The sequence below is a fragment of the Pseudonocardia xinjiangensis genome (assembly GCF_050948425.1).
Taxonomy (GTDB): Bacteria; Actinomycetota; Actinomycetes; order Mycobacteriales; family Pseudonocardiaceae; genus Pseudonocardia; species Pseudonocardia xinjiangensis.
Genome location: NZ_CP192009.1, coordinates 7,578,359 through 7,592,233 on the forward strand (window position 1 = coordinate 7,578,359; position 13,875 = coordinate 7,592,233).

General features: G+C 72.0%; 15 protein-coding genes. 10 read left to right on the forward strand and 5 right to left on the reverse strand.

All coding sequences use genetic code 11. The features are described 5' to 3' along the window. The first annotated feature begins 24 nt into the window (after window positions 1-24). From ACQPZA_RS35840 to ACQPZA_RS35875, 8 genes are all read left to right on the forward strand, one after another. A complete protein-coding gene (locus tag ACQPZA_RS35840; protein WP_433276877.1) occupies window positions 25-1,029 on the forward strand; it encodes a LacI family DNA-binding transcriptional regulator in 1,005 nt (334 codons plus the stop codon). Window positions 1,030-1,512: 483 nt separating this feature from the next. After that, window positions 1,513-2,490, forward strand: a complete 978-nt coding sequence (locus tag ACQPZA_RS35845; protein ID WP_433276879.1) for a PmoA family protein — start codon at window positions 1,513-1,515, stop codon at window positions 2,488-2,490. A 26-nt stretch (window positions 2,491-2,516) separates the two neighbouring features. Beyond that, window positions 2,517-3,794, forward strand: a complete 1,278-nt coding sequence (locus ACQPZA_RS35850; RefSeq protein ID WP_433276881.1) for an ABC transporter substrate-binding protein — start codon at window positions 2,517-2,519, stop codon at window positions 3,792-3,794. 95 nt (window positions 3,795-3,889) lie between these two features. Next, window positions 3,890-4,777 carry a carbohydrate ABC transporter permease gene (locus ACQPZA_RS35855; protein WP_407692191.1) on the forward strand — a complete coding sequence of 296 codons (888 nt, stop codon included), beginning with the start codon at window positions 3,890-3,892 and terminating at the stop codon, window positions 4,775-4,777. Next, window positions 4,777-5,613: a carbohydrate ABC transporter permease gene (locus tag ACQPZA_RS35860; RefSeq protein ID WP_169394963.1), complete on the forward strand. Its 837-nt coding sequence runs from the start codon at window positions 4,777-4,779 to the stop codon at window positions 5,611-5,613. The genes ACQPZA_RS35855 and ACQPZA_RS35860 overlap by 1 nt, the downstream gene beginning before the upstream one ends. Further along, a complete protein-coding gene (locus tag ACQPZA_RS35865) occupies window positions 5,610-6,188 on the forward strand; it encodes a hypothetical protein (protein WP_433276883.1) in 579 nt (192 codons plus the stop codon). The genes ACQPZA_RS35860 and ACQPZA_RS35865 overlap by 4 nt, the downstream gene beginning before the upstream one ends. 132 nt (window positions 6,189-6,320) lie before the next feature. Next, entirely contained in the window at window positions 6,321-6,782 is a 462-nt protein-coding gene (locus ACQPZA_RS35870; RefSeq protein WP_433276885.1) for a MarR family winged helix-turn-helix transcriptional regulator, read from the forward strand. Further along, entirely contained in the window at window positions 6,779-8,047 is a 1,269-nt protein-coding gene (locus ACQPZA_RS35875) for an MFS transporter (protein ID WP_433276886.1), read from the forward strand. The genes ACQPZA_RS35870 and ACQPZA_RS35875 overlap by 4 nt, the downstream gene beginning before the upstream one ends. On the opposite strand, the gene ACQPZA_RS35880 is transcribed toward ACQPZA_RS35875, so the two are convergent. The 4 genes from ACQPZA_RS35880 to ACQPZA_RS35895 are packed head-to-tail and all read right to left on the reverse strand — an operon-like array spanning window position 8,012 to window position 10,789. Then, the gene (locus tag ACQPZA_RS35880; RefSeq protein ID WP_433276888.1) at window positions 8,012-8,509 is read right to left on the reverse strand and encodes a bifunctional nuclease family protein; all 498 of its coding nucleotides are present in this window, start codon (window positions 8,507-8,509) and stop codon (window positions 8,012-8,014) included. The two genes, ACQPZA_RS35875 and ACQPZA_RS35880, sit on opposite strands and share 36 nt — an antisense overlap. Window positions 8,510-8,517: 8 nt before the next feature. Next, complete coding sequence (locus ACQPZA_RS35885) at window positions 8,518-9,342, reverse strand: MBL fold metallo-hydrolase (RefSeq protein ID WP_433276890.1); 825 nt, start codon at window positions 9,340-9,342, stop codon at window positions 8,518-8,520. Beyond that, window positions 9,339-9,746 (reverse strand): VOC family protein, encoded by a 408-nt coding sequence (locus ACQPZA_RS35890; protein WP_433283128.1) that lies wholly within the window; start codon window positions 9,744-9,746, stop codon window positions 9,339-9,341. The genes ACQPZA_RS35885 and ACQPZA_RS35890 overlap by 4 nt, the downstream gene beginning before the upstream one ends. A 50-nt stretch (window positions 9,747-9,796) precedes the next feature. Beyond that, complete coding sequence (locus ACQPZA_RS35895; protein ID WP_433276892.1) at window positions 9,797-10,789, reverse strand: Gfo/Idh/MocA family protein; 993 nt, start codon at window positions 10,787-10,789, stop codon at window positions 9,797-9,799. 226 nt (window positions 10,790-11,015) lie between these two features. Between ACQPZA_RS35895 and ACQPZA_RS35900 the strand changes: the two genes are divergently transcribed. Beyond that, the gene (locus ACQPZA_RS35900; RefSeq protein WP_433276894.1) at window positions 11,016-11,822 is read left to right on the forward strand and encodes a hypothetical protein; all 807 of its coding nucleotides are present in this window, start codon (window positions 11,016-11,018) and stop codon (window positions 11,820-11,822) included. Window positions 11,823-11,883: 61 nt separating this feature from the next. Here the strand turns inward: ACQPZA_RS35900 and ACQPZA_RS35905 are convergent, their stop codons facing one another. Next, window positions 11,884-13,059, reverse strand: coding sequence for a YihY/virulence factor BrkB family protein (locus ACQPZA_RS35905; protein WP_433276897.1), 1,176 nt, complete (start codon window positions 13,057-13,059; stop codon window positions 11,884-11,886). Between the two features lie 64 nt (window positions 13,060-13,123). Between ACQPZA_RS35905 and ACQPZA_RS35910 the strand changes: the two genes are divergently transcribed. Next, window positions 13,124-13,864, forward strand: coding sequence for a Clp protease N-terminal domain-containing protein (locus tag ACQPZA_RS35910; protein ID WP_433276899.1), 741 nt, complete (start codon window positions 13,124-13,126; stop codon window positions 13,862-13,864). The last annotated feature ends 11 nt before the right edge of the window (window positions 13,865-13,875 follow it).

Genomic DNA, 13,875 nt, shown 5'->3' on the forward strand with positions numbered 1-13,875 from the left:
CCCCTGGACAGGATCAGCAGCCGCGTGACGATCGCGGAGATCGCCGAACAGGCCGGAGTGTCGGTTCCGACGGTCTCCAAGGTCCTCAACGGCCGCTCCGACGTCGCCGAGGCCACCCGACTGCGGGTCCAGCAGGTGATGGCCGACCGCGGCTACCAGCGGCGCAAGCCCGGGACGCTCCGGCGCGTCGGCCTCGTGGACATGGTGCTGCCCACCCTCGACTCCCCCTGGATCGTGGAGGTGCTGCGCGGCGCCGAGGCGGAGGCCAGGAAGGCGGGCGCGCAGGTCGTCCTCACCTCAGCCGAGGACGGCCCCGCCGGCGACCGGCAGTGGCTCGACCGGCTGGCCTCCCGCCGCTCCGACGGCCTGGTACTGGTGGTGAGCGAGGCGGCACCCGAGGCGGTCGAGCAACTGGCCGCCCTGCACACGCCCATCGTGCTGCTCGACCCCGTGGGCGGGAGCGACCCCTCCTTCGCCACGGTCGGCGCCACCAACTGGGCCGGTGGCCTCAGCGCCGTCGAGCACCTGGTGTCCCTCGGCCACCGCCGGATCGGCGTCATCTCCGGGCGTCCCCAGCTGGTGTGCAGCCAGGAACGCATCGAGGGGTACCGCGCCGCACTCGGTCGCGCCGGGATCCCCGTCGACGATGACCTCGTGCACTTCGGCGACTTCCGGCCGCGCGGCGGACGGCTCTGCGCGCAGCAGATGCTCGACCTGCCCGACCCCCCGACCGCGATCTTCGCCGGCTCCGACATGCAGGCCGTCGGCGTCTACCAGGAGGCATCGGTGCGCGGCCTGCGCATCCCCGAGGATCTCTCCGTCGTCGGGTTCGACGACATCGCGTTCTGCGAGCACATGACACCGCAGCTCACGACCGTGCGCCAGCCGCTGGCCAGGATGGCGAGCGAGGCCGTGCGGCTGGTGCTGGCGGCGGAGGACACCGCGGGCGCAACCGGCGCACCCCCACCACGCGTGGAGCTCGCCACCCACCTGGTCCTCCGGGAGAGCACGGGCCCAGCCCCCCACTGACCCCCGCGAGTCGCCCGTTCCCGCCCCGCGAGTCGCCCGTTTCCGTGCGCAAGTCCCCCAGCGCACCCGCCGAGCAGGCGCGACATGGACACACGACGCTGCGCGAGACCGCTTCTGAACAGCGACATGTGTCCATGTCGCGGCGGCGCAGAGCCGGACTGGCCAGCCTGCCTGCCGGAACGGGCGACTCGCGCACGCATTCCGGGCGACTCGCGGGGTGGGGGCGACATGGACACGTGTGGCTGATTTTCGGGCCCGGATTCCGCGACATGTGTCCATGTCGCGGTGCGACCTTCTCCCGTCGCGCGGGGGCCGGGTGGGTGGTGGCGTGGGCGCCCGGACCGTCGGAAGTTTCGGAAAACTGCCGATTGTGCGTTTGCGTGTCGTATGCGACCGTTGCAAGCGCTTTCCGACCCCCGGCACCGTCGATCGGAGATCCGTGAGCGCCCGGCCCCCGTTCCCCGCCGACAGCTCGGCACGCTGATGCCCTACGCCGGCGCCAGCGGCCCCGTCGGCGGCCTGCTGCCCGAGCCCGCCCCCCTCGGGCTCGGGCTGCAGCACGAACACGGCCGCTCGGTGTCCGTCACCCACCACGGCGCACAGCTGCTCCGCTACGTCACGCACCCGTGGGACCCGCAGCTCGAGTCGCCGCGGCCCTACGTCCATCCACTGCGGACGCTGTCCGGGCAGCTGGTCAGCCTCTACCGCCCGCACGACCACGTGTGGCACAAGGGTCTGGGCTTCGCGCTGCCCAACGTCGGGGAGCACAACTTCTGGGGCGGCCCGACCTACACGCGGGGCCCCGGCTACCGGCAGTCGGACAACGACGGCTCGATGCGGCACCGCAGCTTCGACGTGCTGCACGCCGACGCGGACAGCGCCACGATCGGACACGTCCTCGACTGGGTCACGGCCGCCGGGGAGACGGCGATCGTCGAGCACCGCCGCATCGACGTCACCGTTGCGGCGGGCACGAACGCCTGGGTACTGACGTGGTCCACCCGGCTGACCAACGTCTCCGGGGGAGCGTTGCCCATCGGCAGCCCGGCGACCGAGGGCCGCGAGGGCGCGGGGTACGCCGGGCTGTTCTGGCGCGGTCCGCGCTCCTGGACCGGCGGCACGGTGCTGGCCCCCGGCCGGTCCGGAGACGACGACCTCAACGGCGTCCACGGGCCGTGGCTGGGCTTCACCGGACGGCACGACGAGGGCGGCGACGCCTCCACGCTGGTGTTCGTCGACGCCGAGGACAACCTGCGGCACCCGACGCCGTGGTTCGTCCGCTCCGGCCTCTACGCGTGCCTGTGTCCGGCGCCGTTCGGCGAGACCGAGTACGTGCTCGACGACGACGCGGAGTTGCACCTGCGCTACGCGGTGGTCGTGGCGGACGGCGAGCACGACCCCGACGGCGCCGCGCACCTCGCCGCGCTGGGCGCGAAGTCCCTGACGCAGCGGTCCCGCTGACTCCCCCTACCGATCTGGAGGAACGCATGCTCAACGGAGAGCGGCACCGATCCCGTCTCCTCGCCGCGCTGGCCTGCGCCGCCGTCCTGCTGCTCACCGCCTGCGGCGGGAGCGGCGGAGGCGGCGGTGGGGACGGCGGTCCGGTGGAGCTCCGCTACTCGTGGTGGGGCAATGCCGACCGCGCCGCTCTGATGCAGCAGGCGATCGCGATCTTCGAGGCCGACCACCCCGACATCAAGATCATCCCGAACTTCTCCGACTTCGCCGAGTACTGGCAGAAGCTCAACACGGAGTCGGCGGGCGGCGGCACCCCGGACGTCCTGCAGATGGACTTCAGCTATCTGCGGGAGTACGGCGACCGGGGGCTGCTGCTGGACCTCGACAAGTCGGAGAACCCGGTACCCGTGAACGACCTGCTGCCCGGCCTGCAGCAGGCCGGCGTGGTCGGCGGCGAACGGTTCGCGGTGGCCCTGTCCGGCAACACCTGGGGCCTGATCTATGACCCGGCCGCGTTCCAGACCGCGGGGGTCACCGTCCCCGAGCGCTGGACCTGGGAGGAGTACGGGGCGGCGATCACGAAGGTCGCGCAGACCTCCGGCATGGCGGGCGCGTGGGACTACACGTCGATCATGGGTGTCTTCGAGATCTGGCTGCGCCAGCAGGGCAAGGTCCTGTTCACCGAGGACGGCCGCATCGAGGCCACCCCCGCGGATCTGGAGCGGTTCTGGCAGCAGGGAGTCGACCTGCGCGCGGCCGGGGCGTTCCCGCCCCAGGACAAGGTGGCCCAGGCGCTGCCGGTCACCGTGATGGGCGCCGACCTGGCCGCCTCCACCGTGAACCTCGACAGCATGGTCACCCGCTACGCGGGCGAGTCCGAGCGGAAGCTCGCTCTCGGTGCGCTGCCCAGCTCGAACCCCGCCGACCTGGGGATCCGGCTGCGTCCGGGCATCCTGCTCTCGGCGTTCAGCGGCACCGACCACCCCCGCCAGGCGGCGCAGCTGATCGACTTCATGGTCAACGACCCGCGGGTCGGCGAGATCTTCGGCGGTAACCGCGGCCTGCCGGCCAGCAACGCGCAGCGCGCGGCGGCCACTCCGAAGCTGTCGGCGACCGACGCGGCCGTGGCCGAGTACGAGAAGACGATCGCGCAGTACCTGACGGTGGCGCCGACCATCCCGCCGGCCGGCGTGGGCACCGCCGACTCCGCCTTCCTGCGCATCAACGAGGAGCTGGCCTACGGCCGCATCTCGGTGCAGGACGCCGTAGCGCAGTGGTTCTCCGAGACCGAGGCGGCGCTCAGGTGACAGCGGGGACCAGTGCAGGGCCTGCCCTGTCCCGGGGCCTGCGCCCGAGCGCCGGTCCCCAGCAGGGCGGCACGAGCGGGCGCGCGAAGCGATCGTTGCGCACGGACGGGCCGGCCGGGTACTTCTTCCTGAGCCCGTGGATCCTCGGCATGCTCCTGCTGACCCTGGGGCCGATGCTCGCGTCGCTCTACCTGTCGTTCACCGACTACAACCTGTTCACCGCACCGGAGTGGGTCGGGCTCCAGAACTACGTCGACATGTTCGCCGACCAGCGGTGGCGGCAGTCGGTGCTGGTCACGCTGACGTACGTGGTGATCTCGGCACCGCTCAAGCTCGCCGTCGCGCTGGCCGTCGCGATGCTGCTGGCCCGCCCGCGCCGGAGCCAGGGGTTCTACCGGTCGGCGTTCTACGCGCCGTCCCTGATCGGCGCGAGCGTCAGCATCGCGATCACCTGGCGGGCCTTGTTCAGCGACGACGCCGCGGTGGACCGGGTGCTCACCGCGCTCGGTTTCCCCTCGGGCGGCTGGGTCGGCGACCCGTCGCGGGCGCTGATGATCCTGGTGCTGCTGGCGGTGTGGCAGTTCGGCGCCCCGATGGTGATCTTCCTGGCCGGGCTCAAGCAGATCCCGCGCGAGCTGTACGAGGCCGCCGAGTGCGACGGCGCGGGCCCGTGGCGGAAGTTCTGGTCGATCACGCTGCCCACACTGTCGCCGGTGATCTTCTTCAACGTGCTGATGGAGACGATCGGCGCGTTCCAGGCCTTCACCAGCGCGTTCGTCGTCAGCAGTGGCAATGGTCTCGGCGGACCCGCCGGGTCGACCCTCTTCTACACGCTCTACCTGTACGAGCGCGGCTTCCAGGACTTCCGGATGGGCTACGCGTCGGCGATGGCCTGGATGCTGTTGCTGGCCGTCGGGCTGGTCACGGCGGTGCTCTTCCGCACCTCGCGTTCGTGGGTCTTCTACAACGACGGGAGCAGCTGATGACCACCCGCGTCCGCTCGGTGGTCTGGCACGTGGCCGCGCTCGCGATCCTCGTGGTGCTGCTCTACCCGGTGGCCTGGACGATCGGGGCGTCGTTCACGCCGTCCCGGGACATCGTGGGCAACCTCGAGCTGTTCCCGGCCACGCCGACCGGGGCGAACTACGCCCGGGCCGCGGAGGGCATCGCCGGGGTGAGCATCTGGAGCTTCTTCCGCAACTCCGTGGTGCTGGCCGTGCTCTCGGTGATCGGCACGGTGGCGTCGTCGGCGATGGCCGGCTACGCCTTCGCCCGGCTGCGCTTCCGCGGGCGGGGCCTGATGTTCACGATGATGATCGGCACGCTGCTGCTGCCGTTCCACGTCATGATCATCCCGCAGTACATCATCTTCCAGCGGGCCGGCCTGATCGACACGTTCGTGCCGCTGCTGATCGGCAAGTTCCTGGCCACCGAGGCGTTCTTCGTGTTCCTCATCGTGCAGTTCATGCGCACGCTGCCGCGGGAGCTGGACGAGGCCGCCACGATCGACGGCTGCGGGCATCTGCGGCTGTTCTGGAACATCATCCTGCCGCTGTCGCGGCCCGCGCTGATCACGGTCTCGATCTTCACGTTCATCTGGACGTGGAACGACTTCCTCGGCCCGCTGCTCTATCTCAACAGCCCGGAGAACTACCCGCTGCCGATCGCGCTGCAGGCGTTCATCGACCAGACCACCACGTCGGACTACGGCGCGATGATCGCGATGTCGTTGCTGGCCCTGATCCCGGTGCTGCTGTTCTTCCTCGCGTTCCAGCGCTACCTCGTCGAGGGTGTGGCGACCTCGGGGATGAAGGGATGAGCAGCGACACCACCCGGCTCGGCCGGCTGGAGCTCTTCGCCGAGTGCCTGCTGCTCGGCGTGCTGGTGGCGGTCGCGGCGCTGCCGCTGGTCACCCTTCCCGCGGCGCTCGCGGCCGGGTGTTCGGGTGTCCGCAGGCTCGTCGAGCACCGGACCAGCGGGGCGCGGGTGTTCGCCGGCGACCTGCGGCGGGCGCTGCACACCAGCGCGCCCGCGGCCGCGGGTGTCGTCGGGGGCTGCGCGCTCCTCGGGTTCGACGCCCTCGTGGTCGTGCGGGCCGGGCTCCCCGGTGCCGTCGCGGTGGCCGGAGTGGTCGCCGCCACCGCCGTCGCGGGGCTCGTCGTCCTGCTCCGCGCCGCGGCGCTGTGGCGCGCGGACGGCCCGGCGTGGTCGATCCTGCTCCGGCTGGCGGGCGCTCGCGCCGCGGCCGACCTCTCCGGCTGCGCGCTGCTGGTCGGTGCGCTCGTCGCCGTCACCGCGCTCGTCTGGCAGCTGCCGGTACTCCTGCCACCCGCCATCGGATGTCTCGTTCTGGCCGGCACCGCGATCGAGGCACGAGCGAGCGCCCGGATCTGACCGGGTGCCGGTCGGGTCGACCGGCCACACCGCAAGCTCTCCCCGTATCGGGGCTCACATCCCCCTCACCAGCGGTGATACTTCCTCGGGCGTATAGTTGCTTGTTGTCAGGCAACTATCTGAGGAGGCGACATGACGGACACCTTCGACGACGAGGCAGTCGCCCGCCTCCGGATCGCACTCGCCCGCATCTCGCGCCTGCTCGACCGGCAGTCGCGCGGTGACGCGCTGACCCGCACCCAGGCATCCGTGCTGGCCACGGTCGTGCGTCTCGGGTCGGTACGCCTGTCCGAACTCGCTGACGTCGAGGGCGTCAACCCCACGATGCTCTCGCGCATCGTGGCCAAGCTCGAGGACGGCGGTCTGCTCCGCCGCGACCCCGACCCCGACGACCGGCGCGCCGCTCGCGTGGAGTGCACCGACGTCGGGCGTGCGGAGCACCTGCGCCTGCGCGCCGAACGCACCCAGCTGCTCAGCGCCCGTCTCGCGACGATGCCAGCGGCCCACGCGGCCGAGCTGCTCGCCGCGCTGCCCGCACTCGAGTCCCTCGCCGACCAGCTGACCCCCGCCGTACCCCGCAAGGAGAACCAGTGACTCTCGTCGGCGAGCGAACCCTCGCCCCTCTCGATGCGCTGCGCCGGCAGACCTTCGCGTCCCTGTCCAACCCCAACTACCGGCGCTACATCAGCGGCCAGTCCATCTCGCTCGTCGGCACCTGGATGCAGACGATCGCGCAGTCCTGGCTGGTCCTGCAGCTCACCGGCTCGGCGACGGCGCTCGGCCTCGTCGTCGCGTTGCAGACCCTGCCGACGCTCGTCCTCGGTCCGTACGGCGGCGTGATCGCCGACCGGATGGACAAGCGCAAGCTGATGATCGGCCTCCAGTCGATGATGGGCGCACTCGCGCTGCTGCTCGGGCTGCTGACGATCACCGGCGTCGTCCAGCTGTGGCACGTGTACGCGCTCGCCTTCCTGCTCGGCCTCAACAACTGTTTCGAGAACCCGGCCCGCCAGTCGTTCGTCCTGGAGATGGTCGGTCCGACCGACCTGCGCAACGCCGTGAGCCTCAACTCGGTGCTGGTCAACTGCGCCCGCGCCGTGGGTCCGGCCGTGGCCGGCATCGTCATCGCCACCGGCGGCATCGGGCTGTGCTTCATGCTGAACGCGTTGAGCTTCGTCGCCGTCGTCGTGTCGCTCAGCCGGCTCGACACGTCGAAGCTCAGCCCCTCGGACCCCGCTCCCCGCGCTCCCGGACAGCTGCGTGAGGGCTTCAGCTACGTCCGCCGGACGCCGAAGCTCGCGGTGCCGCTGCTCATGATGGGGCTGGTCGGCTGCCTCGCGTACGAGTTCCAGGTGGTGCTGCCGATCGTCGCCAGCGAGACCTTCCGCGGTGATGCCCGCACCTACGGCTTCCTGACCGCCGCGATGGGCGTCGGCGCCGTGGTCGGTGGCCTCTACGTGGCCGCACGGGGACGGACGGGAATGAAGTCGATGGTCGTCGGGGCCACCGCGTTCGGCGTGGCGCTGCTGGCCACCGCCTTCTCCCCCACGCTGATGCTGGCGCTCGGCGGAATGGCCCTGGTCGGAGCGGCGAGCGTCGCCTTCCAGTCAACGGGCAACAGCACCCTGCAGCTGACCGCCGCACCGCACATGCGGGGACGGGTGATGGCGCTGTGGGCCGTCGCGTTCCTCGGGTCGACGCCGATCGGCGGCCCCATCGCCGGCGTGGTCAGCCAGCACTTCGGAGGTCGCGCCGGTCTGGTGCTCGGCGCCATCGCATGCCTCGTCGCCGCCGGGCTGGGAGCGATCGTCGTCCGCCGGGAGTCAGCCGCCGCCAGGGCGTCCGAAATCGTCGGGTGACACGTCGTCGAGGAACTCCCGGAAGTCGCGCAGCTGCTGGTCCGGCGGGGCGTCCGCACCGTTCGGGAACAGGTCGCTGACCGGCTGACCGACCTCGTCGAGGATCGCGTCTGCCACGCCGATCGACAGGCCCTCCCGCACCGCGAAGGCCAGTGCGTCACTCGGCCGGACCGGAACGCGGTGGCCGCCGTCGAACACCAGCGCGGCCGAGTACCTGCCCTCGCGCAGCTCGGTGATCTCGGCGCCGTCGAGGTGGTGTCCGAGGCCCGTGACCACCGGCAAGAGCACGTCCTGCGGCAGCGGCGGGCGGGACTCGTCCCTCCGACCGGCCGCGATCACCTCCGCCGGGCCGCGGTGCAGGAACACGGGAAGGCAGCGGTCGCCGTCGACCTCGCCGAGCAGCAGCACCGGCTCCCGCGTCCGCACGTGGACCACCAGCCGCAGCACACGCATCTCCCGCATCCTCCGCCTCACTCCTTCGGGCGCCGCGGCCAGTCTGCGCCACCGGTGTCGCCGACGCGACGCGTCCCGGTGAGGTCGACGTCGTGGGTGGTGGCGAGGTCGTCGCCGAACCACGCCTGGATCCCGGCCTCCCGGACACCGAGGTACTCCGGGTGGTCGCGCCCCTCCGGCCAGACGAGCGGGACGTCGTGGCCAGGAACGACGACGGTCCCGGGCCGCGCGCGCCACAGAGCCGTGATGAGCGCGAGGGTGCGCCTGCTGGCGTCGCGGTCGGTGGTCATGTCGACGTCGCCGGACAGCAGCTCGGCACGGTTCTTCGCGGCGTCGCCGGTGAACAGGACGGGACCGGCGGTCCCCTCCACCAGGAAGACGAGGCTGCCCGGGGTGTGGCCAGGGGCGGCCACGGCCGTGATGCCCGGCACGACCCGGCAGCGCGCGTCCGGCCCGGTCTCGATCGGGCGGGTTCGCGGGTTGGTCGCCAGGTCTTTCACGTAGAGCTCGGGCACCGGGCCGAACGCGGGACCGACGGCCTGCGCCCAGGCGAGCTCCGCCGCGCCGACGTGCACCGCGGCTCCGGGGAACAGCAGGTAGTTGGCGGCGTGGTCGTGGTGGGTGTGGCTCAGCAGCACGTCGGTGACGTCACCCGGCTCGACGCCGTGTTCGGCGAGCCGCTGCGCGAGCACCGCCCGCATCCCGAAGCTCCCCGAGTCGACGAGCACCAGCCGGTCGGTCCCGCGCAGGAGCGTCACGCTGCTCCAGCCGAGCACGCCGTGCCGGGTGCTGCGACCCGGGAACCCCTGCACGAGCTCGAGGACCTCGTAGGTGTCGTTCATTCGGAGTCCACCACCGGAGCGCCGAGCAGGTCCCACCGGTTGCCGGCGACGTCGAGGAAGACCGCGACGCGCCCGTAGTCCTCCGAACGGGGCGGGGTCACGAACTCGACGCCCGCGGACGCCATCCGGAGACAGGCGGCGTCGAAGTCGGCCACCCGGAGGAAGAACCCGACTCGGCCGGCCACCTGGTTCCCGACGACACCGGACTGACGTTCCCCATCGGCGCGGGCGAGAAGCAGCCCGGTCTCGGCGCCGGGTGGCCGCACGACGACCCATCGCTTCGGCCTGCCGTCGTTCGTGAGCGACGGGGAGTCCTCCACGAGCTCGAAGCCGAGGACGTCGACGAAGAACGAGATGGCGGGGTCGTACTCCTCGACGACGACCGTGACCAGATCGATTCGCATCTGCACGCGGCGATGATGCCTTCTTCCCGACCGACGGCCCGACCCCGCGCTCAGAGCTCGGCAGGCCCTTCCTGCGGCACCATGCCGAGCTGGTCGGCGACCGCACCCATCACGTCCTGCACCGCGATGGTGTCGGCGAGCGGCATGACCTCGCTCTGCGTGCGCCCCGCCAGGACACCGTCGGTGACCTCGCGCAGCTCGTGGGCGTAACCGCCCCCGACGTGCGGCACCGTCACCTGCTCCGCGTCGTGCCCGGTGCGGTGGAGCACGAACGTGTCGGGGTGGTGGAAGCGCGGCAGGAGGTCGACCCAGCCGCCGGTGCCGAAGATGCGCATCTGCCCGGGGGTGGCGCAGCGGAGCGAGGTGAAGAGGGACGCGGTGCGGCCGTCGGCCCAGCCCAGCAGCACGGCCTCCTCGATGTCGACGCCGTTCTGGTCGAGCGTGCCGTGGGCGGCGACCGTGTCGGGGGTGCCGAGCACCATCTGGGCGAACGAGATCGGGTACACGGTGAGGTCGAACAGCGCGCCGCCGCCGATCGCGATGTTGTAGTACCGGTCGAGCGGGTCGGTCGGGGCGTTCACCCCCAGCTCGCCCTGCACTGCGCGGACCTCGCCGATCGCGCCGTCGGCGATCAGCTCCCGCATCCGCACCACGGCGGGCTGGAAGCGGGTCCACATGGCCTCCATCGCGAAGACCCCCGCGTCGGTGGCCGCCTCCGCGATCTCCCGCGTGGCCGCGGGCGTGACCGTGAAGGCCTTCTCCACCAGCACGGCCTTGCCCGCCTTGATCGCCGCGAGCGCAACGGCACGGTGGTGGGGGTGCGGGGTGGCGATGTACAGCGCGTCGACGGCGTCGTCCTCGACGATCGCGCGGTAGGAGTCGTGGATGCGGGCGATCCCGTGGGTGTCGGCGAAGGCCTGGGCGCGTTCTGCCGACCGGGACGCGACCGCGACGACGTCCGCTCCCGGTACGTGCGGGAAGTCGGCCACCACCTTCTCCGCGATCCGGCCCGGACCCACCACTCCCCAGCGGACGATGTTCATGCCCCCATCCTGGCGGCGCCGCGGTTGCGGTGCCGGACGGCATCCACAGCTGTGGACAGCCCGGTGGACAACTCGAACGGACGTTCGAGAACCGATTGTGACGGGTCCGACCCGGGCGCTCGGGTTGCCGATCGTTGCCTGGGATACCTATCGGAGGTGGGCGCCGGTACCCGGTGCCACACCCGAGACAGCCACACATCCCGAGCGCTGACGAACAGGAACGCACATGGCAGACGAGACAGCGGAATCGACCCCGACGGCCCGCCGGAGCACCGGTACGGACCGTCCCCGCGCCGCGCAGGCCCCACGACACGAGCCGGACCAGGCCACCCCCACCCGGACGGGAGAGACGAAGCCCCGCACCGCGCTCGCCGAGCGCGGCGACCAGGGCGTCCGGGGAACAGCGAGCCCCGACACGGGTACGCGCGGCGAGCCGGGCCCCCGTGGGGAGCAGGGCACTCCCGGCGAGAAGGGTGCGCCCGGGGACAAGGGTGAGCGCGGCGACAAGGGCGAGCGCGGCGAGCAAGGCCTGCCCAGCGAGCGCGGTGACAAGGGCCTGCCCGGCGACAAGGGCCTGCCCGGCGACAAGGGCCAGCCCGGCGACAAGGGCCAGCCCGGGGAGCAGGGGTCGCGCGGCGAGCAGGGCGAGCAGGGCGAGAAGGGCGAGCAGGGCGAGAAGGGCGAGCAGGGCGAGCGCGGTGAGAAGGGCGAGCAGGGCGAGCCCGGAATCCGCGGCGCGCAGGGGCCGGCCGGCCCTCCCGGGCCCCCCGGGCTGCCGGGCCCGCAGGGACTTCCCGGTCCGCAGGGACAGCAGGGGTGGGCGCCCGCGCCCAGTCAGCCGGCCGCGGCGGGAACCCGATGGGTCGTCCCGGCCATGCCGGCGAAGGCCGTCGCGTCGGGGGTCGAACTGGCGTTCGCGCCTGTCCGGATCTTCGCCTCGATGGTCGAGACCATGGTGCGGGTGCAGCAGCAGACGTGGTCGGCGCTGACCGCGGCCCAGCGGCCGGGCTCCCGGGACGCCACGCGGCGCTGACCTCCGCGCGTCCACCGGCGGGTGCCCTCCTCCGGATCAGGAGGGCACCCGCCGGTGCCGTTCACGCGTCGCCGCGGACGTCGCCCGCTCCGCCGCCCCGAGGGCCGGTGGCGCCGGCCGCCGGGCGCGTGACCACGTAGTCCAGGCGTTCGAGCACAGCGGCGGCCACCTCCGGTGCGACCCGGACCGCGTGGGCGAGATCCTGCACCGGGGCCTGCCGCTCGGCACGCCGTCCCCGTCGGCGCAGCGGGGCGGGCCACAGGTCCTGCAGTGCGGCGTTGAGGTGGGCGCCGAGGATGATCGCGAGCGCGATGAAGAAGTTGCCGAGCAGGAAGGCGATGGGTGCCGCCAGCGCGCCGTAGGTGTAGCCGGTGCCGGTGATCCAGTCGAGGTAGAGGCGCAGGCCAGTCGCGCCGACGAGGAACACCACGGCGGCCAGCAGCGCGCCCGGCAGACCCCGGTACCACGGCGGCTTGAGCGGCAGCGCGATCTTGTAGAACGTGGTGAGCGCCAGCACGAGCACCAGCCCGATGAACGGGTAGTACAGCGAGCCGAGCACCACTCCCGCCAGCGGTTCCCAGGCATCGGGGAGCAGCGGGAGCAGGCGGTCGGGGCTCAGCGCGATGATCGGGAGGAACACGATCCCGACGGAGAGACCCACCAGGTAGAGCAGGATCGCGAGGATCCGCTGCCAGACCAGGTTGCGCAGCTGGTACTGGCCGTACGCCCTGGTCACCGCATCGACGAACGCGGCCATCGCCGAGGATCCCGACCAGAAGCTGAGGACGAACCCGATGGAGATCACCTCACCGCGGGCGGAGGTCAGGACGTCCGCCACGGTCGGGACGATGATCTCCTCCACCGCGTTGCGGCTGAACACGCCGCTGGTGAGGTCGATGATCCACTGCTGGACGGCCACGACCGTGTCCGGGCCGAACCAACCGCCGACGTAGCCGAGCACGCCGAAGAGGCCCAGCAGCAGGGGTGGCAGCGACAGCGTCTGCCAGAACGCGGCGGAGGCGGACTCGCTGAAGATGTCGTCGTCCCACGCGCTGCCGACCGTGCGCCGCAGCACCCGGCGCACCGCGTGGCCCCGCTCGCGGGTGTCCGTCACCGCCGTGCGCTCGTGGTCCGGCCCCGACCCGTCGTCCTCCCGCGCCCCCGTCACCGCGTAAGGATGCGCCGCGGCCACCCGGCTGTCGCTGCCGACGGCGACCACGGCTGCCGTCTTGATCATTCCGAGATCCAGCTACCGTCAACTTCGGGTTGACGAACCCCTGTCGTCAACCTAGAGTTGACGCATGACGAACCGCGTCCGCATCGCCAACCCGGTCCGACTCGACGACCTGATCGACGGCATCAAGAAGGTCCACACCGGCGCTCTCGACCAGCTGTCCACCGCAGTCATCACCGCCGAGGCCCTCGACGACCTGGCCGACCACCTCATCGGCCACTTCGTCGACCAGGCACGACGCTCCGGCGCGTCCTGGACGGAGATCGGCCGCAGCATGGGGGTCTCCAAGCAGGCGGCGCAGAAGCGCTTCGTGCCGAAGGGACCCGGTGAGCCGGCCGACCTCGATCCCGATCAGGGGTTCAGCCGGTACACCGACCGGGCGAGAAACGTGGTGGTCGTCTCCCAGAACGAGGCCCATGCCGCCCGGAACGACACGATCCGACCCGAGCACCTCGTGCTGGGTCTGCTGGGCCAGCCGGACGGGCTCGGCGCGCAGGCGATCGTCGCGCAGGGCGTGGAGCTGGAGACGGTGCGCCAGGCGGTCGTGGCGGCCCTGCCCCCCGCAGCCGATCCGGTGCCCGACCTCGTCCCGTTCGACCCGCAGGCACGCAAGGCGCTGGAGCTGACGTTCCGGGAGGCCCTGCGGCTGGGCCACGACCACGTCGGGACCGAGCACATCCTGCTCGCGCTTCTCGAGCTCGAGAACGGCGCGGGCGTGCTGGGCGGCCTCGGTGTCACCAAGGAAGGCGCCGAAGCCACCATCACCGCCGCCGTGGCCGCCCGCGCGGCCGCCGACGAGCAGCAGTAGACGGGGGGCGC